A 19,635-nucleotide genomic window follows, 5' to 3' on the forward strand; every position below is an offset into this window, starting at 1 on the left:
GACTGAATACTGATACTGAACTTTTTGTGTTACTAACTGCCTGGCTGGTAGCTTTTAACACTGCAAAAGTATTTTGCGAATGCGCGTCCAAAAGATGTATTTTGTGACAAAATCAATGCTTTTGTGTGATTATGGAGTTTCAGATGTCTATTCTCCGCGATCTGATCTATGAAGGCGTCGCGCACGGGATCAATTTCCAGCAGCTGTGCCGGAAAGCGGGCGTTACCGTTGCTGACCTCAATGATTCGGAACGGATGATCGATTGGGAATTTGCGCCCAACCTTTGGGAAGACATGATGTCGCTGAGCGGCGATGAAATGATCGGCCTGCACATGGGTACGCACATGCGCCCGACCAGCTACGGAATGATCGGCTACCTGCTGCAATCGTGCAAAACGGTGAAGACGGTCATGGAAATGGTGTGCAAATACAATGACACATTCTCAATGATTTACAAGTACAATATTGAATATCAGGGAGATCTGGCCGGGTTTTACATGGAGCCGGATGCGCTATGGTCGAACAAATATCCCATCAGTGCACGGCAGGCGGCCGATATCGGTAAGTCCTCGGCGCTCCACGTACTCCGGACGCTCACGGGCCGGAAGATTACGCCGGTCCGGGCATTGTTTACGCATCAGAGAATCCATCCGCAAGCTTACCAGAAAGTGCTCGAATGCGAATTGACGTTTAATGCCCCGCGTGACGGCCTGCTTTTTCACAAGGCCGATCTGGATATTCCGGTGTTGAGCTATGATGTGTCGCTTTTTGCATTGTTCGATAAGCTTTTGCAGGAGAAAAAAGAGCGGCTTGCCTCGACGAAGACCTTTGCAGAGGAAATCAGAATGGCAATCCTCTCCGGTTTCAAAGGCCAGATCCCGCCGATTGAAGCCATTTCTGCCTACCTCAATACCAACACCCGCACATTCCAGCGCCGGCTTTCCGCGGAAGGCAACAACTACCGTGCGATCTGTAACGAACTCCGCAAAGAACTCGCGCTGGCGATGATGGAACGGTCCGACAAGAGTATTACCGATATAGCCGAAATGCTCGGTTACGCTGACCATACAAGTTTCAGGCGCGCATTCAAGACCTGGACCAATGCCTTACCCGGCGATATCCGCAAAAACACCGCATCCAGACGATCGGAAGCGCTGCTTGACCTTTAAAAAACTAAATCGACTCCATGCTAGCCCCTGACGAAAAGTCCGAACCGTTTATTTCTCACGCAGAGCCGGTGCTCTCGGTCAACGATGTGGCTGCAACCGTTCGGTACTGGCACGAGGTGCTGGGTTTTCCCGGGCACTGGACGTGGGGCACGCCTCCCACTCATGGCGGTGTATCGTGGCATGGTGCGTTTATTCAGTTTTCGCAGGACGCCGAGGCCGCCGAGCGGCATCGTGGGCAATGTGTGTGGTTGCGGGTTAAAAACATTCGCGAATTGTATCAAATGCACCGGGATAGGGATGCGCAAATCGTCATGCATCTGGAAAAGCAGCCGTGGGGTTTTGAGGAATATGTCGTGAAAGACCTCAATGGCAAGTACATTACCTTCGCGACGCCTGCTTCAACCGGCGGTGAACGGAAATCGGAGCCGCTACCGGCATCGGTACGCGTCGTCGGGCGTGCCATCACCGTTGGGGAATATCGAAAACTGGCCGAATCTGTCGGTTGGAGTAATATGCAGTCGGAAGAAGTGCTTCAACAAAAGCTCGACGCCACACTTTTCGTGGCTGTTGCCGAAATTGCGGAAACCGGTGAGGCCATTGGCTGTGCGCTCGTGCTCGGTGACGGGCTGAGCTTTTTCTATGTCAAGGATGTGATGGTTCACTGCAACTGGCAGCGAAAGCAAGTGGGCTCTGCGGTGATGCGGGAGGTCAAACGCTGGCTTGACGCAAATGCGCCCGATGGCGCACTGGTGGGGCTTTTTACCGGTGAAGGACTGGCCCCATTTTACCAGCAAACCGGCTTCGGCCAGGCCTTTGGCATGATCCGCCTTATCGATCGCTCACAGTTATAGCAGCCCCATGTGTATAGCGAGCCTAAGAGGCTGGTGAGCATTCGCGAGGCCGCTACTCCGTTCCCTGCTACCGGCCCGGCATCGCATAGCAATCTTCGAATGTCCGAAGATTACCACCCGAAACCATAGTCTTCACCATGATTACTCGATCCGCCCCAGAAGCTGCCATGCTGCCAATCGAAGTAAATCGCATTGATAGGGCCGCTGGTGCGGGGCTGATAGGTTAGTTTATAACCCATTTGCGAAAGCTCTTTCCGCGTCCAGTCGGGCATGGCCTGGTTGAGGATCAATCCACCGGGGTCCTTCTCATGCGCCCCGAAACTGGCATACATTTGTAATGTTTTAAAACTGGGCGCCTCCGTCGCTTCCTGAACGGTCATACCGAACTCCACGATATTCAAAAAAAACTGCAAAAGCAGCTGGTCCTGCTCGTCGCCGGCCTGTTTCGCAAACGACAGGAATGGTTTTCCATTCTTCATGGCGAGGCTCGGAGTGAGGGTTACCCTCGGCCGCTTGCCGGGTTCCACCACATTGAACGGGTTCTCACGCGCGTCGAGCACGAATGACTGCATACGTTGGCTCAGGCCTACGCCCGTGTTGCCCGCAATGCACGCAGGCACCCATCCGCCGCTGGGCGTGATGCTCACCACCCAGCCTTCCTCGTCGGCTGCTTCTACCGATGTGGTTCCGGCGGTGAACTCTTCCATGAATTTTTCGTCTAGGCCGTTCGCATTGCGGTTCAATGATGCCTGCGAACTACCCCAGGTCTTGATCTGCTCCGAAAAAGGGTTCTTTTTGCCTTCAAAAGGGTAGGGGTCGCCCGGGAGTGTTTTCGCATCGTTTTCCTCCCAGTTGATCTGCTTGATCCTTTCTTTTGCATATTCTTTCGAAAGCAATCCTTTCATCGGTTCTTCCGGTGCAAATGCAGGGTCGCCGTAGTAAAAGTCGCGGTCAGCAAATGCGAGGTTCATTACCTGGTACAGGGTATGCACATACTTCGAAGAATTATAGCCCATTCCCTTCAAATCGAAGTTTTCGAGCATATTCAGCGCTTGCAGCATCACCGGGCCCTGCGTCCATTGCTGCATTTTGTACACTTCTATGCCCTTGTAATTTGTCACCAGCGGCTCCTCGATTTTGACCTTCCAGTTGGCCATATCCTGCTCGGTGATCAGCCCGCCCTGTTCCTGGCACCCACGTGCGATTTCTTTGGCGATGTCGCCTTTGTAAAACCGGTCATATGCTGCATAAATAGCCTGTTTGCGTTCTTTACCGCTTTTCAGGGCCTGTTGTTCCGCATCGACCAGCTTCTGCAATGTTGCCCGAAGGTCTTTCTGAACGAATATCTCGCCTGCATCCGGCGCCTCGCGCTTCTGGCCCAGGTGTGGCAGGAATACCTTCGTAGAATACGGCCATTTCTTGATCTCAGCTTTGCCTTTTTCAATAGAATTGGCCGTTTGCGCCTCGATGGGGTAGCCCTCGGCCATCTGTATGGCCGGTGCGAGCACTTCTTTGAGGCTCATAGTTCCGTATTCGGCCAGCATGGTCATCAGGCCGCCGGGTGTGCCGGGCGTGGTAGCCGCCAGCGGACCATATTCCGGCGGATATTTCATGCCCTTATTCTTGAAAAATGCGGCCGTAGCGCCCGCTGGGGCCACACCCATGGCATTGATCGCGATCACCTTTTTCGTTTTGGGATTGTAGATCAACGCCTGCGTTTCGCCGCCCCAGCTCAGCACATCCCACATGGTACACGTCGCAGCGAGCATCGCGCACGATGCATCTACGGCATTGCCGCCTTTGCTGAAAATCATCGCGCCGGCCGTAGCCGCAAGCGGCTTTCCGGTGATACCCATCCAATGCTTCGCATGCAGCGGCGGCTTTTGTGTGGTGACCGGAAAGTTGTTGAAAGACTGTGAAAAGGCCGTCAGGCCGCAAAGTATCAGCCCGATCGTTGCTTGTAGATGGAATTTCGGTTTCATGCGCAGGTGTTTAGGATGCGTCAAATTACGAAACACCTGTCTTCCTTCAAAATCCATTCATGCGGCTGTCGGGCCATTTTCGCGGGGTTCAAAACAGGCTGGCCTGCACCAATGTCTGGTCCGGAAGACCAAGCAGCGGCATACGGGCGATTTCACGGAATTTGGACCCATTCACCAGAGATCGTCTCAGCAAAATCATTTCGGTAACACGGAAGGACGAGCGGAACTTCTTATTCTTCCATTCCCTGGCGGCGCTATCCACCTGAGCCGGCGTCATCTGCCGGGCAATGGTGACGTGCGGGTCGGTATAAAACTTGAACTCGCCCGAAGCCCATTTGGACAAGTGGCCCACCGTTTCGTTTCGGAGGCTTTTCGCCAGCTGGCTTACGCGATCCGAGGCATTTTCTTCCAGATCCACATAAAAAGTGCCGCCTTCGTACCTGTCAAATCCATTCAATTCGATGCGGAAAGGCTCGACATGCCGGGCGACTTTCTCAAAACCCTGCACAATTCTATCGAGCTTGTAATCGTGGATGATGCAATTGAAAAGGGAGAGGTGAGGGCGGAGGCCCGTGGCCATCTCACAACCATAGGCCTTTTGGAAATACTGCTTAATGCTGCCGATCGCGGCTTCCGTGACCGGATCACAGGAAAAAACCAGGAGATACTCATAAAGATGCTCCCGGATGTTCCTGATCGTACTCAAATCATTGTTGTTGAAGTGAATAGATTTCATGTTGATGAAGTGTAATAAAATTTTTGCGATAAAAATTTCACTTGTAAAGATAGTAAAGATATTTTAAATACCAAATATTTGATTTTAAAAATATCATACATTTTATTATAAATATCGTTTCTTGAACGCTGAGGGGTTTTCGCCGACAATCTTCCGGAAAATTTTGTTGAAATAGGACAGGCTTTCGAACCCTACCGCAAAACATGCTTCTGATACTGAGCGGTCTTGGAGCAGGAAGTTTTTCGCCTGATTGACGCGGTACCGGTTTACGAAATCGGTGAACGTCATGCGGGCATTGGCTTTGAAGTAGCGACAGAATGCGGGCGTGCTCAGGTTCACAGCCGCCGCGATCTCGTTTACATCCGGCGCCTGGTCGAAATGCGCTTCCACGTAGGCATATATATGTTGCATGCGGTGCTGCTCTTTTTGAAAAGATTTGCTGCCGGCCGGTCGCGGATTCAATATCGTCGCTTCGTTGGATTCCGCCATGATTTTCAGGATGCCAAGAAGCGCCAGCAATTGATCGAACGGCGCAAGCGAGGGCAATTGTTTCAGCTTTTCACCGACGAGTGATTTGGTGTGCCCCGCAAACGACAGGCCGTGATGCGACGTCTCGAATAGTTTTTTGATACCCGCCAGCTCGGGCGCGAGCAGAAATTCCTTTCCCAGAAAATCCTCCCGCATTTGCACGATCACCTGCTCGCATTGCGTACGGACGCCATAGTCGAAATTCAGGTGCGGGATATCGGGGCCGATGAAGACAAGGTCGCTGCCCTCGTACACCGACGTGTGGCCGCCCACATGCCGCGTGCCGGCGGAACCTTCTACATACACGATCTCATACTCGGGATGGAAATGCCAGAGAAACGTATCATTCAACCCCGGGCTCAGCAGGATTTTGAAAGAACTTCCCTGGTCGGGGCGGATGTCTTCGCGGATGATCTTCATAAGTGGAAATGTTGCACTTGATTTGCCAGCATTTTATGATTAGCCTTCATAGAATGTTAACAGAGAGCAAAAATAGGCAATTACAGCGGTAGTCGGGGCGCGGACAGTGCATTAGTTTTGTTTTATTCAATCATGAAAAAATATTATTGGTATGGAAACGAAAACGATGGCTGCCACGATGGCGCCCGCCAATGCGCACCAGGATATCCCCGGAAACCCTTCCACAGCCAAATCGAGTAACATCAGGCTGAACGACAGAAGTAACGGTCGACCGCTTCGCTTGCTTTCCGAGGACGACTGGAACTTCTGGATTACCAATGGGTACATCGTGATCAAAGACGCCGTACCGAAGGACCAGGTGAAGCGAATGGCCGATTTTCTATGGGAATTTGAAGAAAAGGACCCGAACGATCCCGAAACCTGGTATGCGCCTCCGCGTGCCGAAATGAAGATGAAAGAGCTCACCAACACGGGAATGGTGGAGGTGTACAACCACCAGTATTTGTGGGATAACCGGCAGTACCCGAAGGTGCACGAGGCATTTTCCGACATTTGGGGAACCGAAAAACTCTGGGTAACAATTGACCGCGCCAACCTCAACCTCCCGCTCCGCCCCGGCTTCGAGTACAAGGGCTTCATTCACTGGGATTACGACCCCGAAACCAAGCCGCAAAACGTGCAGGGCGTGCTTGCTTTGGCCGATCAGGACGATGAAAATATGGGCGGATTTCAGTGCGTGCCGGAGTTGTTCAGAACCTATGACACCTGGAAGCTCACACAGCCCGAAGACCGCAACCATTTCCAGCCTGATGTGACCGGTTTTGAGATCGTCAAAGTAAAGATGAATGCAGGCGACCTGCTGATTTTCAACAGCTCCCAGCCCCACGGCATCCGCGCCAATCGCAGTAAAGACAAAGTCCGTCTGGCACAATACATTTCGATGATGCCCGCGCAGGAAGACGACGAGGCGCTTCGGCAATGGCGCATCCGCTCCTGGCGCGAACGCGAGGCTCCCCAAGGCTACGCATTCCCCGGCGACCCAAGAAATTGGGAAAAAACACGCTACCAAACCGCAGAACTGAGCGACCTTGGGCGGAAACTGCTGGGGCTGGATCGGTGGTGAGGTGGAAGTGGCGCTGTATTAAACGCTTTTTAACGAATATTCTCGGATCAGCAGGTCGGCAGGGATATGCAAAAACTGGCCGAATTTGCGAATCATGGATAGCGACAGGGCCTGTTTGTAATTTAAAACCTTACTGACAGTCCCTTTGTCGCCGTAAATGTGGGCCAGGTCGGCGGGTTTATAGCCGAAATCTTCCATTCGGGTTTTGATGAGCTCGATCGGGTCCACTTCCGGAAGCGCGCTGTGCTTTGCTTCATATTCGCTGATCAGATGCACCAGCAGCAATTTCTCTCTGTAATACGTTGAAGCTTTTGTAGCAAACTTTACCTGATCGTAACGGTTGAGTGCCGCCTCATATTCCTCTTCCGTTTCTATTAAATACCATTGGTTGTGTTCCATAACTCAAATTGTTTCTGCATTAATGCGGTCGTAAGCGGCATGCGTGCCAATGAAGCGCACCTCGACGATTGAATCGGGATAATGAATTTCGACGATCAGGCGATATTTGTTCCCATTAATCTTAAACCGGGCCCTGCGCCCTTTAATCAGTTTTGCATTCGGGAAATCTGCGAGCACGTCGGAATTCCGTTTTCAATCGGCTCGCTCCACCACTTGTGTCCACACCCGGAGGCTTTTGCCCGAATCAACATGTTCCCGGGCAAAATGAGTCAGTAGTAGGGCCCGAACGATTTTCATAATGCAACTTTCATTAATGAAGCTGCAACGGTCAAAGGTTACGGAAAGATAGCAGAAGGTTGGTATTTTGCCAACTTTCCGGATTGGTACTTGCAGCTTACGGTTGGAATTTTACCAAATAATAGAAACTCAACCCCAGCACAACATAATCCAATGACCCACTGGCTAAAACCATTTACCACCAATTCAAACATGCTTTCTGTCAGTTAAATCGTGCTTTTTGGCATCGGAAGCGGAATGGCGTTCGTGATTGGCCGTTGAAATGAGAATTTTGTATCGTTATGAGATGCATGGTACTCGTTTTAGCGGCTCTTTTTCTGTGTGTTACGCTCGCAGTGGCGCAGGACGGGTGGAGGCGCGTGGCCAGGCGGGATGGCATTCAGGTTTATGCCAAAACGGTGGCTGATTCGAAGATCAAAGCCATGAAAGCCGAGTGTGCCCTGGATGCGGGTGTGGAGGAAGTGATCGCATTGCTGCTGGATGTGAATGCTGCCGGGCAGTGGGTTTGCCATACAAAATCGTGCAGGCTGGTCAAACGGATTTCGGATACCGAGCTTTTTTACCACACTGAGGTCAGTTTGCCGTGGCCTTTGGATAATCGCGATTTTGTGACGCATTTGAAAGTGATCAGGAATGCGACGAGCGATGTAGTAACTGTTGATGCCCCGGCGGTGCCGGGAGTTTTGCCCGTGAAAGAAGGTATTGTGCGGGTTACGCATTCGGTGAACCGGTGGCACATCCGCCCGTTGCCGAATGGTAAAACATGGATTGAATATGTGCTCCAAGTGGATCCGGGCGGGCATATCCCTGCGCATGTGGTGAACATGTTTGCCAGTCGAGCTCCAATCGAAACTTTTCAGAACATGCGGAAGGTGCTGGCGCAGCGGAAAGCGGTGCCGGCTGGCGGCCGTTGATTAGGTTGAAGCATATCGTTTCGGATATTTGGCATGCATTTTTTGAGATTTTTTATGATTATTTTTCTAAATTGGGCAACGAGAGTTTGAAAGCGCAGAAATCCGCAACAAACCAGTGACCTGAAAATCAATGTAAAACATATAATCATGGGAAAGGGAAAAGATCTTTTCGGACATTACAACGACCTCGCCAAGGAAAAAGGCCCCGGCAGCGAAGAAAGTAAATACGCCGGCGTGCTTTTCCAATCGCTCCTGATGTTCGGTGAGCGGCGTACTTTCGAACTGCTGGAAGAAGCGGACGAAAAAGGTAAGAGGCTCAAACTGGAATATACCAACGGCCCCCAGCGGGGAGCGGCATGCCCCTGCGGCGTAACGCTGGTGTAAATACCCCCGTCCGAATCCATTGCTAAACTTAAATACCCGGATAGGCGTTACCTTTGTATGGGGTTTCGATTCTCCCTCCGGATTTAAGATAAGCAATGGATTCTAGTTCTTACAAGGTTAAAAAAATTAAAAGAGTGTTTGCGGTGATCCTGGCCGCCGCCGTTACAGGCATCTTTTCCGCCCTCGTGGCCGATACGCTCAAAGTCATCACCGAACATTATGAAGAGGCATTTCTCGAAAACCTCCGGCATAACCGATATCTGATCTTCATTATTCCCCTCATTGGTCTCACAACCATTCACCTGCTGCGCCATTTCCTGTTTCGCAACAAGGCCAACAAGGGTATCAAGGAGGTGCTTGACACCATTAATAAAAATGCCCACACGCTTCCGGCATACAAAATTCCTTCCCATTATTTCAATGGCCTGCTGACGGTGATTTTCGGCGGTTCCACGGGCATTGAAGTGTCCACGGTAGTTTCCACGGCGGCAATCGGAGCATTGTCGAGCCGCAAGGTGAGTTACTTGCGCAACTACCGCACCGACCTCGTGTGTGCGGGCCTCGCGGCAGGGGTGACGGCCCTTTTTAATGCGCCTGTCGCTGGTTTCCTGTTTGCATTCGAGGTTTTTACGAAACGGAAAAGCAAGTTGCACACGGCAGCGGTGGTCACGGCGGTGCTTTCGTCGTATCTCGTCACACGGTTTTTCTTCTATAAGCAAGTCTTTCATTTCAGCGTCACCAATTGGCGCACCGAGGCATTGCCTTACATCGTATTGCTGGGCGTGATTGCCGGGTTCAATTCGGTGTACCTGACTAAATGTGTGCTGTTTTTCAAAAAGTTTTTTGGCTCACTGAAAAACGATTACGTCCGCATTATCGGCGGGTCGCTGCTGATCTCGACGCTCATTTTCTTCGTGCCTAATTTGTACGGAGAAGGTTACGATGGCATTAAGCACGTATTCCAGCACGCCACGGCGCCGTCGCTGGCGGTGATCCTTCCGTTGCTTGTGGTGGTGCTCTTGAAGCCGGTAGCCACTTCCGTTACGCTCGGGGCGGGAGGCGATGGCGGTGTTTTTGCGCCCAGCCTGTTCATCGGAGCGTTCCTGGGGCTGATCGTTTGTGTGGTATTGAACCACTTTTTCGGGCTCGGGCTGATCCCCGTTAACTTCGTACTGATCGGCATGGCCGCCGTGCTTAGCGGAAGCATTCATGCGCCGTTCACGTCCATTTTCCTGGTGTGCGCGCTGGCGGATAATTACGTCCTGTTCATCCCGATCGTCGTGGCGAGCCTGGTGTCGAAATGGGTAGCCGCCGCTATTTTTCCGTATTCGGTTTATACTTATCAGGTTAAACACGCGCAGGCGTCTATTGCTCCGCAACAACGGCCATAACCAGCGTGGCGGCATTTTGCGCGGCGACGTTGTAGAACCGGTCCATATCTTTCCCTGCTTTGCCATCGGCCTTGTCGCTCAGGCTGCGGATGATCAGAAACGGCGTGTTTTGCTGGTAGCAGGTCTGTGCAATGGCAGCGCCTTCCATTTCCGTGGCAGCGGCATGCAGGTCGTTGAACAGCCGTCGCGTGGTTTTTTCGGATGAAACAAAAACGTCACCGGTGACGATGATCCCCTTTTTGATTGCGGGCACAAAACTGCCGTTGTCACGCTCTACTTTGGCCAGTTGGAGGTTTTTAGAAACCTGGACCGCCTTGCCCACCAGCGCCGAATCGCAATGGAACTGTAATGGGTTTTCTTTTTGGGTAAACGGATTTTTCGTCGCCCAGTAATGCATCCCCGAGTCGTCTATCTGCCCGAAATCGTGGTAAGCGACATGCGTCCCGATCACCAGGTCGCCGGGTGCCAATGCTGGGTCAATGCCGCCTGCGATACCTGAAAATACAATTTCGCGTGGTTTGAAATGCTCGATCATGAGCACGGTGGTGATGGCCGCATTCACTTTCCCCACGCCCGTTTCGGCCAGCACGACGCGCCTGCCCCGTAATTCGCCCCGGATGAAGCGCACCTGCGCAATGATTGTGTCTTTCTTGTGCATCATCTGACTTTCCAGCATCACCAGCTCCGGCGGGAATGCGCCGAGAATGCCGGTAATGCTTTGAGATTTGGATGAAAACGTGATGAGTAGGAAGAGGAATGTGAGTACTGATAGTTGTTTCATGTTGAGTTTTAAAAAATCAGCGCCAGAATGGCGAAGATGTCGATGATCAGGAGGGCGATGCTAATGTCCCTGGCGCGCCCGGAGAGCACTTTCAGGGCCGTCCAGCTGAGAAACCCCCAAATGATGCCTTGCGTGATCGAGTAGGTGAATGGGATGAGGACCATCGCCAGGAATGCCGGAAATGCCTCGGACAGGTCGTTCCAGTTGATGCGGATGACCGGTTTCATCATAAACACACCCACCAGCACCAACGCCGGCGCCGTGGCAATTGCCGGAATGGCACTCAGCAGGGGCGACAGGAATAGAAAGGGCAGGAACAAAATAGCCCCGGTAACGGCGGTAAGGCCTGTTTTTCCACCCTGTTCGATCCCAACGGCGGATTCGATGTATGCCGTGCCGGGGCTGCTGCCGGTGAGCCCGGCGATGGTCGTCGAGATGGCGTCCACCATCAGCGACCGGCGGATATTGCGCGGCTCGCCGTTCTCGTCGAGCAGGTTGGCGGCTTCGGCCAGGCCTACGAACGTGGAGAGGCTATCGAACATGTCGGTGAAAACAAATGCAAGAATAATAGGTGCGAGGCTCCATTGCAATGAATTGGCGAGATCGAGCTGGAAAAGCAGGCTGAAATCAGGCTTCGACACGATGTTGCCGATGGTGATCACCGTTTCGGGGCCGCCCCACCAGCGGCCGATCGGCCAGGCGAGCAGGCTTGTTGCGACGATGCCGATCAGAATGCCGCCTTTCACCCGGCGGATCAGCAGCAGCACCGTAACGAGCAATCCTGCGATAAACGTGATCGTGGGGGCGTTCAGATTGCCCAGGCTGATCATCGTTGCAGGATTGGGAACGATGAATTTCGCATTAGCGAAGCCGATCAGCGTGATAAATAGCCCAATTCCCGCGGCGATGCCGAACCGCAACGGTTTTGGAATAGCCATTACAATGTAGGACCTGATATTGAATGCGGACAGGATCAGGAAAAATATCCCCGACCAGAACACTGTGCCTAGCGCTACCTGCCAGGAAAGCCCCTCGGTGAGCACGGCAGTGAATGTGAAAAACGCATTGAGGCCCATTCCCGGCGCGACGAGGATCGGGTTGTTGGCATAAAGCCCCATCATCAGACTGCTGAAAAACGACACGAGGATCGTCGCCGTAAGCACCGCGGAGAATGGCATGCCGGTTTGGCTTAGGATCGACGGGTTGACGACGATGATGTACGCCGTGGCGAGGAATGACGAAATCCCGGCCAGGATTTCGGTGGCGACCTGCTCTTTACGAAGCCCGGAGAATAGGAACATATCGTTTTGGTTTAGTTCAAATATATTGATTTAAATTGAAGGGGGCGGCTTTTTTAGGGCCTGTAAGGGATAGGCGAGCGAAAATTGGTCATAACTATTCCAGTAAGTTCCTATTTTGCATTGCTTTAAAAATTGTTCTTTTATCACCTGAACCATACATGCTTAACTTTTTCAAGTACCCGGGCAGGCAATGGGGTGTTGCCTTGCTGAGCGGCATTACCCTGACCTCGGTTCTCCTGACCGGCTACACCTACACCCGCAACACCGCCTCCGACCGCCCCGATTCGTTACAACTGGCGTCATTCGTCGAGCCCGGTTTTCCTTACATTTCCACATCGGTAGACGCCCGCAAGCTTGGTGGCGGATTCCCGAAAGATAACCAGGCGGCCCGCACGCTCGCATTGCAGCTGGGCGACAGCGCCTACGCCTGTTTCGACACCGACCTGCTGCGCTGGTCGGTGGCGTGGACCGGCAAGTTTTTACCGATGGTGCTGATGGCCCAGGTTTCCTACAAGGATTTTTTTAATAAAAACAACAACATTGCCACTGTTACCGGCACACCCGTGCTGGCAACCGGCGCTTACGCAGGCTGGACTACCGGCAAGCCGTCCTACCGCACCGACCAGTCGCTTCCGCCCACCTGGAAACCGCTTCCTGCGGGACAGGGACGGTACAATGGCGTGTATGTGTACGGCAACCGCTCCATTCTCGACTATTCGGTAGGGAAAGCGCGTATTTACGAAATGCCCGGCAGCGCGGAGTTCGACGGTCGGGTTGCATTCACAAGGACCATCCGGGCCAGCGACGTTACCGAAGAATTATTTCTGACAGCCGCTGAAATTGATAATGCTACCGGAAGCGAAATCAAAGGACGCATTGCTTATGTGTACCAGGGTGCCGGCAAAGACACGGTTACGGCAGTGGCCGTTTTGGGTAAAGGGAAGCCTGCATGGCAGCCAGGGATCGAGGAAGGAAAATACCTTACCGTGCACGTTGCCGCGGGTGGAGATGCCACTGTGGCTATCTGGAAGGGCCTTTCGAAGGATAAAAAGGCATTCGAGAAGTTTTGTAAAACTAAACCTGCCGCATTGCCCGACTTCCAAAAGGGCGGTCCGGCATTGTGGAAAGAGGCGGTTGCTACGCAAGGAAAACTTTCACCTGACACCGCAGCTTTCGTAACCGATCAGTTGGCATTGCCCCTCAACAATCCGTGGAAAAGAAATGTGCGTGTGGCTGACGTGGGCTTTTTTAAGGACGGAAGAGCCGCGGTGGTGACATTTGAGGGCGACGTCTGGACAATCGACGGCATTGATAAAAATTTGCAAAACATCCGGTGGCGGCGCTTCGCATCCGGACTTCATGAACCGATGAGCATCGAGATCGTGAAGGACAATATTTATGTGTTCGACAGAAACGGGATTGTCCACCTCCGCGACCTGAACAACGACGGCGTGGCCGACTACTACGAAAACTTTTCGAATGTGATGACGCAATCCGCCGAGTCGCGCGAGTGGGCGGCGGACCTGGTTACGGCGCCGGACGGCAGTTTTTACATTGCCAAGGGCGGGAGCCTCAGCAACGGGCCCGGCATGACGAAGGCGACGGGCAAAGGTTTCAGGGCCGGTTCGGAGCAGAACGGGACGATCGTGAAAATTTCGCAGGATGGCCGCAGCTCGGAAGTCATAGCGACGGGTTTACGCGGGCCTTACCTGGGCATCCATCCCACAAAAGGCATTCTTACGGCCTCCGATCAGCAAGGTAACTTCGTTCCTTCGACCCCCATTTTTGTGATCCACAAAGGAGATTACTTTGGTGTGGAACCGACACTGCACCGCAAAGACAATCCGGCCGTAACGCCCCCGCTGACGTGGATACCTCACAGCGTGGACCGTTCGGCGATCAGCCAGGCCTGGGCTACCAGCACCAAAATGGGCCCTTTGAATGGTAACCTGATCCACTTTTCGTTTGGAAGGCCGGGGTTGTTCCGCGTGCTGATAGACAGCACCACGAGTGTGGTACAAGGAGGCGTGTCGGTGATTAATGCCAATTATCCTGCGCCCACTTCAAAGGGAGCAATGAACCCGGCGGATGAGCAAATGTACGTTGCCGGTTTCAATCTGTGGGGGTCCAGCTCGAATGGTATCAGCGCATTGCTGAGGCTTCGTTACACCGGCAAGCCGAGCTACATGCCCAACCATTTCAGGGCAGGCAAGCAGGGCATTATGCTGCGTTTCGATTCCCCGCTCGATAAGGCTACGGCCAGCGACCCCCGTAATTTCGAAGTGAGAAGATGGAACTACAAACGCACCGAGGAGTACGGCTCCGGACATTTTAAACCGGATGGCTCAACGGGACAGGAAATTATGCATGTGGCGGCATCGTACCCGTCGGCCGACGGTAAAAGCGTGCTGCTTCTGGTGCCCGAAATGTCGGAAATCATGCAAATGGAGGTTACCTACCATGTAAAGGCGGCCGACGGTAAAAAAATCGACGACCAGTTCTGGTTTACGGTAAACCAATCGACCGACATTGATTTGAAGGGATTTGAAGGCGTGGACCTGGCATTGCTGACTGCGAAACGCCCCGAAGCGGCGACGGTAGCCGTGGCCGAAACGGCTGCATCGGCGGAAAAGGGGCGGGAGATATTTCAAAAAATGGCATGCGCCGGATGTCATTCGGAAGGTACGCGCACGAAAGGCATGTACGGCCCGCCGTTCCAGAACCTCTACAAATCGGAGCGTCATTTCGACGACGGCAGCAAGGTGATTGCCGACGAGGCATACCTGCGAGAATCGATCCTGATGCCTTCGAAACGGATTGTAAAAGGGTATAACGAGGAAATGCCGTCGTTTGTAGGCGTGCTGTCCGACAATGATATCGAATCTGTGATTTTGTATATCAAATCACTTTCCGGGAAATAATTCTTTGCGGAGATTCATCCAGACTGACCGGCCGGCGCATCACGCGCCGCGCCAGTTCGTCTACGGTCAAGCGACCATCGTGGACAGCCTGTTCAAATCCCACCGTTTTTCGACGCAGGCGATGCTTACCACCTCTTTCAGGTTATCGGCCAGCGGTGAAGTTTCGTCATTGACCATTTCCAGGAGGTTACCCAGATAGTCTGCAGTGCGGCGGTCGAGAAATGTATCGGCTTCGGGAGAATTGCGGTAAATGGCGGTGAAGCCCTTGCCCTGGCGTTCCACAACGCCCCATGCGACGAGGGCATCGAGAAATTCGAGTGAGGTATGGCTTTGCAGGCCCAGCTTTTGCCGGATTTCGGACACAAATAGCGGGCCGTCGGCGAGTTCGGTAAAGAGCCCGAGCCGGATGGCCGTCAGCAGCGGTTTGGCAGACCAGAACCCCGTTCCGATCCGGATGATGTTCATCGGAGTAATTTCCTTTTCTTGTTCAATTTCGATCGTAATCATGGCTAAATGATGTTAATGTTCCGGAAGACGTTCGCTTCGCGTTGGAATAAAACATGCTCTAAAATAATGTCGTAAACCACACAGGCAGAACGTCATTGTGATGAACTGCCTAAACCCGGGGTTAAACCGTTCGAAAACCGGTGTGGCCTGTTCCTCTCGTTAACGTCCATTTCGCAGAATTCTGTCAATAAGTTGCAGGAAATTTGATTTGATCTGATAAAAAATCAGGGCTTGATGACGACCTGGCTGGCTGCGGTGCCGTCGGTAAACACCGCCCGCATGAGGTAGCGCCCCGCTGTGAGTTGTTGCAGTTGCATTTGAACGGGCAGACGGTCTGTTTCCAGCACGACTTTCCCCGAAAAATCGAAGAAAGCGATTCGCAGAATCTCTTTATTTTCTGTCTTTAATGAAAATGGCTCATCCGGTGTAAGCGGGTTGGGAAAAGCGACGATTTCAGTCTCGCCCGACTCGACCCAGCGGACGCGGCTGTACGTGAAGGTATTGTCTCGGTCAATCATTTTCAGCCTGTAATACGTAATTCCGGGGAGATTGATTTGGTCTGAAAACGTGTAATGGGTGGTTGCGATGCCTGCATCCACGCCAGCGACCTCGCCGATTTTCGTCCAGTTCTTTGCATTCGCACTCCATTCGATTTCAAAATGATCGCTATTCATTTCGCTGGCAGTCGTCCATTCCAGCAGGTTTGCCGCACCTTCGTGTTTGACGTTGAATTCCGAAAGCGTAACAGGCAACGGGTCACGCGGGTCGGCTTCTGCAAACAGCTGCACAAATTCCGGAAACATGCCTGCGGCTTGCAGCTGGCTGGCGGGCACGAACGTCCCGTCGGCTCTGGCCGCATACAAAATCGCAGGAAGCGTCCCTTCATAATGCGCAAATACGGCAACTGAATCCGGTTTGGGCGTGGTTAGCAAAAAGTCGTTTTCCCAAATATCGAAAATGCTGATATCCGGATCGATTTGCGGCGGGATCTGCGGGTTTTGCGGCAGTGTGAGCGGATCTCCGCAATTGGTCACATTAAACGTCACATCGTGCGTCGACTCCAAATCCCTCCGATTGGGATAGGTGCGCGTACAAATGACCTGATACTGGCCAGGATGTTCAGCCTGAAAAGTAATCTGATCTCCGGTAGTCGTAAATGTTTGCTGAGTAGGAAGTATCAGCCAGTTATGAACATACTGGCCACCCGATGGCGTAGCGAGCGAAACACTAATGTTAGCCGTATTCCCTTCCGTCGTCCGGTCTTGATTGAACGGGTAGCAAACATTGTAAACGGAGATGATAGGCTGGGGCGGGATAGGGAGTGCAGGACAGGTGGTGGTGCCTGTGAGGAGGTTTTCGGACTGGCCGATGGCCGTCCAATCGTGAATGCGCGCGTTAATGTGGGCGCTATTCTCATTTCTACCGTAAACCTGTACAAATGGCGTTTGCCTTGCCGGGCCATTCACGGCATTTACTGTATTTACATTCAGTAGTTTTCGCTGATCTTGAGTGTTTACCGGCCCCGAGTAATCAATGGAGCTAAACGTGGGGACAAAGCAGAATGGAAAAGTAGATGTTTCCGAGAATAGCTTGTTTGGCACAGAGGAAGATGTGATGCCCCCGGGCAAAAAGTCGTCGTTGAATGGGCTGTTGTAGCTGCGTGCAACGCCAATCCGTTTAGCAAATATACCCCACGTGGCAAATCGGCAAACATTGGTATTTTGTCCAGGGACATTTGTGTGCACATCAATATTACTGTTCTGTAAACCGAAAGGTGTCCAGCTTCTTAATATCCTGCTTCCATAGCTGTAACCAGCTAATTGAGGATTTTCTTGTGCAGTCATACTGCCATTAATCACTGCTATATTTCGGCAATTCGCGGGATAGCCGCCATTTCCGAGGTTAAAGAGATTCGTTCGAAATGCGTCAAAAGCTGGTGATTTCGATCCTACACCTCCGGTCAAAGCTCCGCCCCAATGCATCAGCATTTGAGAAGCAGCGGGAGTTAACATTGCATTGTAATAGTTGCGCCATCCCTTCGCAAAAAACTTCAAAACCACCTTGGTCAAAAGAGTAGGGCTTGATTCCCAAAGAAGCTGGGTCATACCAACGGGTACATTGGCTCCCTGATGCGGGGTGTCAAAACATATTAGCAGCATTACATGATGCTGGATTCCGTCGACCTCCATTTTTCGGATTGCGTATCTAGCGACAAGTCCGCTCATACTGGCACCTATAACAACATTATCAATATTGCCTTGTTTAATGGAGTTGACGTGCTGTATAACAGCTTTCAAAACTTGTGCATTATTTTCAATTGCCGCTCGCGCATCATCATAGTCGACAAGCACCAAGTCATATCCTTCACTTAGCCATCCATCCAGAGGGTCACGAAACGCCGCTTCTAATGCATCGAGATTGAGATCGTTGCCCATGTCAAATCCTTCTGCAATAATTACCGGTTTGTCAAGAATGGCGTCGCACCCGGTTATGACTCTGATATTTGCGCCTAGAACTTGCGTCGCGCGTTCCTGGTCAATGAATCGACAATGAACGCGGGAGCTGAAACACGAAATTCCATTGCAGGAACTACGCGGTCAAGTTGACGAACGTTCACATACGTTTCAAATTTGTAGCGCTTAGACTCAATCTTAAAGCTGATAATAATGGCATGTTTGCCCGTGGTCTTGTAACGGTGATGCACTAGCTGCTCATTGCCTGAATATTCTTCGAATCCTTCTCCGTCTCCGAAGTCGATAGATATTCGACTAATTCTTGTCAGCTGGTTTGTGATGAGGTATTTCTGACTGAGTCTAAACCAAACATCGGCTTGATAAATATCTTGTTGCAAAGCAGCGGCATATACAATATTAAATCCGTTGTAGGAAGAAATGTCGACTGCTTTTCCAGCTGACTTTTGAGCTTCATTCATACGTAACTCTCTATCAGTAAGATAAGTGGCTTTCAAAGCCATAATGCCTATGGGGACAGTATCATGACGGGTAAGTTTCGACGGATTCGTTTCCATCAACTCTTCCAAGCCGGGCATGTGCTGGTCTGCTGGCCGAAGGTCAGCATCGCACACACGTTCATACAAATTATGCCATTCTTCGGCAGTGACGGAAGTCGCTTTGATCAATGACCTTGAAGAGACGTTTTTGAGATAGTTGATTTCATTAGGTGTGGTAGCTGCAGCATTCATAAAAAGTACATTGCCAAAGGCCGTAAGATCAAGCTTGTCAAGCGCTTTCTGCCGCGTCACTTGGTAATCCTGTGCTAAGAGGAACGAGCATGGGAAGAGGATTGACACCAGGAAAAGGCATAGCTTTCCTGTGTCACATTTTTTCAAATGCGTCATCTTATATGTAGTTAAGTGATGAAAATTTATTTAGGCGCTAACTCAAAATCCCATTGCGTTTTTTTTCCGATGTCAGCGAAACAACAACCAGTTGTTTGTTGGCCATTTTTAAACATTTTTGAAATTTTGTATCGGGTATAGAATTTTGGGTTGTGAAATGAATTAGGAGGAATGAAAGACTCTAATAAACCATATTTTTTACCAACATCTATATTGATGAGATATTCGCCATCCTTTCCAGAAAACGTTTGTGCAAGTGGTACTACGTGAAATGATCTGGATCCGGTGACCTCAATCATTATACTATCCACCGGCTGCTGGTTTTGATCGACGACCTTTCCGAATATCACCGTGGTTCGGTCTTCTTTACAGGAGCACAGCAGCATAAGTAATGCTACCGCCACATGTGATAAATTCAAGCGTTGAAACAGACGTTCCATAAGGTTAATTGTTTAGGTCTCTCGCTTTAATGAATGGTAAGCATGCTTCAAAACAAAGCTTTATTTTCTTCCCGGCAGCATGTAATGAGCATGTGACAATGAAATGATCAAACGGTTGAATTGGCGTTGTTTT

Annotated in this window: 18 protein-coding genes; 7 read left to right on the plus strand and 11 right to left on the minus strand. The window is 51.5% G+C overall.

Annotated elements, in window-relative coordinates; genetic code table 11:
- Positions 1-131: 131 nt before the first annotated feature.
- Together DFER_RS26300 and DFER_RS26305 are read left to right on the plus strand one after the other, a co-directional pair.
- Entirely contained in the window at positions 132-1,169 is a 1,038-nt protein-coding gene (locus tag DFER_RS26300; protein WP_015814711.1) for an AraC family transcriptional regulator, read from the plus strand.
- Positions 1,170-1,186: 17 nt separating this feature from the next.
- Positions 1,187-2,020, plus strand: a complete 834-nt coding sequence (locus DFER_RS26305) for a GNAT family N-acetyltransferase (protein WP_015814712.1) — start codon at positions 1,187-1,189, stop codon at positions 2,018-2,020.
- A gap of 110 nt (positions 2,021-2,130) precedes the next feature.
- Here DFER_RS26305 and DFER_RS26310 read toward each other — a convergent pair whose 3' ends face one another.
- From DFER_RS26310 to DFER_RS26320, 3 genes are all read right to left on the minus strand, one after another.
- Complete coding sequence (locus DFER_RS26310; protein WP_041736717.1) at positions 2,131-4,002, minus strand: gamma-glutamyltransferase family protein; 1,872 nt, start codon at positions 4,000-4,002, stop codon at positions 2,131-2,133.
- Between the two features lie 88 nt (positions 4,003-4,090).
- Positions 4,091-4,738, minus strand: coding sequence for a 2'-5' RNA ligase family protein (locus DFER_RS26315; protein WP_015814714.1), 648 nt, complete (start codon positions 4,736-4,738; stop codon positions 4,091-4,093).
- A 105-nt stretch (positions 4,739-4,843) separates the two neighbouring features.
- Positions 4,844-5,686, minus strand: coding sequence for a helix-turn-helix domain-containing protein (locus tag DFER_RS26320; protein WP_015814715.1), 843 nt, complete (start codon positions 5,684-5,686; stop codon positions 4,844-4,846).
- 151 nt (positions 5,687-5,837) lie between these two features.
- Between DFER_RS26320 and DFER_RS26325 the strand changes: the two genes are divergently transcribed.
- A complete protein-coding gene (locus DFER_RS26325) occupies positions 5,838-6,809 on the plus strand; it encodes a phytanoyl-CoA dioxygenase family protein (RefSeq protein ID WP_015814716.1) in 972 nt (323 codons plus the stop codon).
- A gap of 18 nt (positions 6,810-6,827) precedes the next feature.
- Here the strand turns inward: DFER_RS26325 and DFER_RS26330 are convergent, their stop codons facing one another.
- Positions 6,828-7,208: a helix-turn-helix domain-containing protein gene (locus DFER_RS26330; RefSeq protein ID WP_015814717.1), complete on the minus strand. Its 381-nt coding sequence runs from the start codon at positions 7,206-7,208 to the stop codon at positions 6,828-6,830.
- A gap of 3 nt (positions 7,209-7,211) precedes the next feature.
- Complete coding sequence (locus tag DFER_RS30390; RefSeq protein WP_085938718.1) at positions 7,212-7,385, minus strand: type II toxin-antitoxin system HigB family toxin; 174 nt, start codon at positions 7,383-7,385, stop codon at positions 7,212-7,214.
- A gap of 410 nt (positions 7,386-7,795) precedes the next feature.
- Here DFER_RS30390 and DFER_RS26340 point away from each other — a divergent pair, with 410 nt between their 5' ends.
- The 3 genes from DFER_RS26340 (at position 7,796) to DFER_RS26350 (ending at position 10,194) form a co-directional block, all read left to right on the plus strand.
- Positions 7,796-8,419 (plus strand): START domain-containing protein, encoded by a 624-nt coding sequence (locus DFER_RS26340; RefSeq protein WP_015814718.1) that lies wholly within the window; start codon positions 7,796-7,798, stop codon positions 8,417-8,419.
- A 147-nt stretch (positions 8,420-8,566) separates the two neighbouring features.
- On the plus strand, positions 8,567-8,803 hold the full coding sequence (locus DFER_RS26345; RefSeq protein WP_015814719.1) for a hypothetical protein: 237 nt from the start codon (positions 8,567-8,569) through the stop codon (positions 8,801-8,803).
- Positions 8,804-8,898: 95 nt separating this feature from the next.
- Positions 8,899-10,194: a chloride channel protein gene (locus DFER_RS26350; protein WP_015814720.1), complete on the plus strand. Its 1,296-nt coding sequence runs from the start codon at positions 8,899-8,901 to the stop codon at positions 10,192-10,194.
- Here the strand turns inward: DFER_RS26350 and DFER_RS26355 are convergent.
- A complete protein-coding gene (locus tag DFER_RS26355) occupies positions 10,169-10,975 on the minus strand; it encodes a 5'-methylthioadenosine/adenosylhomocysteine nucleosidase (protein ID WP_015814721.1) in 807 nt (268 codons plus the stop codon). The two genes, DFER_RS26350 and DFER_RS26355, sit on opposite strands and share 26 nt — an antisense overlap.
- 8 nt (positions 10,976-10,983) lie before the next feature.
- Entirely contained in the window at positions 10,984-12,276 is a 1,293-nt protein-coding gene (locus DFER_RS26360; RefSeq protein ID WP_015814722.1) for an NCS2 family permease, read from the minus strand.
- Positions 12,277-12,434: 158 nt separating this feature from the next.
- On the opposite strand from DFER_RS26360, the gene DFER_RS26365 reads away from it, so the two are divergent.
- Positions 12,435-15,197 carry a DUF6797 domain-containing protein gene (locus DFER_RS26365; protein ID WP_015814723.1) on the plus strand — a complete coding sequence of 921 codons (2,763 nt, stop codon included), beginning with the start codon at positions 12,435-12,437 and terminating at the stop codon, positions 15,195-15,197.
- A gap of 66 nt (positions 15,198-15,263) precedes the next feature.
- On the opposite strand, the gene DFER_RS26370 is transcribed toward DFER_RS26365, so the two are convergent.
- From DFER_RS26370 to DFER_RS26385, 4 genes are all read right to left on the minus strand, one after another.
- On the minus strand, positions 15,264-15,704 hold the full coding sequence (locus tag DFER_RS26370) for a methyltransferase family protein (RefSeq protein WP_015814724.1): 441 nt from the start codon (positions 15,702-15,704) through the stop codon (positions 15,264-15,266).
- A 224-nt stretch (positions 15,705-15,928) separates the two neighbouring features.
- Complete coding sequence (locus DFER_RS26375) at positions 15,929-18,139, minus strand: T9SS type A sorting domain-containing protein (protein ID WP_015814725.1); 2,211 nt, start codon at positions 18,137-18,139, stop codon at positions 15,929-15,931.
- A 74-nt stretch (positions 18,140-18,213) separates the two neighbouring features.
- Positions 18,214-19,062 (minus strand): hypothetical protein, encoded by an 849-nt coding sequence (locus DFER_RS26380; RefSeq protein ID WP_015814726.1) that lies wholly within the window; start codon positions 19,060-19,062, stop codon positions 18,214-18,216.
- 26 nt (positions 19,063-19,088) lie between these two features.
- Positions 19,089-19,502: a hypothetical protein gene (locus DFER_RS26385; RefSeq protein ID WP_050774724.1), complete on the minus strand. Its 414-nt coding sequence runs from the start codon at positions 19,500-19,502 to the stop codon at positions 19,089-19,091.
- Between the last annotated feature and the right edge of the window lie 133 nt (positions 19,503-19,635).

Origin of the sequence: Dyadobacter fermentans DSM 18053, from assembly GCF_000023125.1 — a bacterium.
GTDB lineage: Bacteria > Bacteroidota > Bacteroidia > Cytophagales > Spirosomataceae > Dyadobacter > Dyadobacter fermentans.

Coding starts and splice junctions, on each gene's coding strand:
- DFER_RS26300 (WP_015814711.1), top strand. CDS start 132: ATGGAGTTTCAGATGTCTATTCTCCGCGATCTGATCTATGAAGGCGTC.
- DFER_RS26305 (WP_015814712.1), top strand. CDS start 1,187: ATGCTAGCCCCTGACGAAAAGTCCGAACCGTTTATTTCTCACGCAGAG.
- DFER_RS26310 (WP_041736717.1), bottom strand. CDS start 4,002: ATGAAACCGAAATTCCATCTACAAGCAACGATCGGGCTGATACTTTGC.
- DFER_RS26315 (WP_015814714.1), bottom strand. CDS start 4,738: ATGAAATCTATTCACTTCAACAACAATGATTTGAGTACGATCAGGAAC.
- DFER_RS26320 (WP_015814715.1), bottom strand. CDS start 5,686: ATGAAGATCATCCGCGAAGACATCCGCCCCGACCAGGGAAGTTCTTTC.
- DFER_RS26325 (WP_015814716.1), top strand. CDS start 5,838: ATGGAAACGAAAACGATGGCTGCCACGATGGCGCCCGCCAATGCGCAC.
- DFER_RS26330 (WP_015814717.1), bottom strand. CDS start 7,208: ATGGAACACAACCAATGGTATTTAATAGAAACGGAAGAGGAATATGAG.
- DFER_RS26340 (WP_015814718.1), top strand. CDS start 7,796: ATGGTACTCGTTTTAGCGGCTCTTTTTCTGTGTGTTACGCTCGCAGTG.
- DFER_RS26345 (WP_015814719.1), top strand. CDS start 8,567: ATGGGAAAGGGAAAAGATCTTTTCGGACATTACAACGACCTCGCCAAG.
- DFER_RS26350 (WP_015814720.1), top strand. CDS start 8,899: ATGGATTCTAGTTCTTACAAGGTTAAAAAAATTAAAAGAGTGTTTGCG.
- DFER_RS26355 (WP_015814721.1), bottom strand. CDS start 10,975: ATGAAACAACTATCAGTACTCACATTCCTCTTCCTACTCATCACGTTT.
- DFER_RS26360 (WP_015814722.1), bottom strand. CDS start 12,276: ATGTTCCTATTCTCCGGGCTTCGTAAAGAGCAGGTCGCCACCGAAATC.
- DFER_RS26365 (WP_015814723.1), top strand. CDS start 12,435: ATGCTTAACTTTTTCAAGTACCCGGGCAGGCAATGGGGTGTTGCCTTG.
- DFER_RS26370 (WP_015814724.1), bottom strand. CDS start 15,704: ATGATTACGATCGAAATTGAACAAGAAAAGGAAATTACTCCGATGAAC.
- DFER_RS26375 (WP_015814725.1), bottom strand. CDS start 18,139: ATGGGCAACGATCTCAATCTCGATGCATTAGAAGCGGCGTTTCGTGAC.
- DFER_RS26380 (WP_015814726.1), bottom strand. CDS start 19,062: ATGACGCATTTGAAAAAATGTGACACAGGAAAGCTATGCCTTTTCCTG.
- DFER_RS26385 (WP_050774724.1), bottom strand. CDS start 19,502: ATGGAACGTCTGTTTCAACGCTTGAATTTATCACATGTGGCGGTAGCA.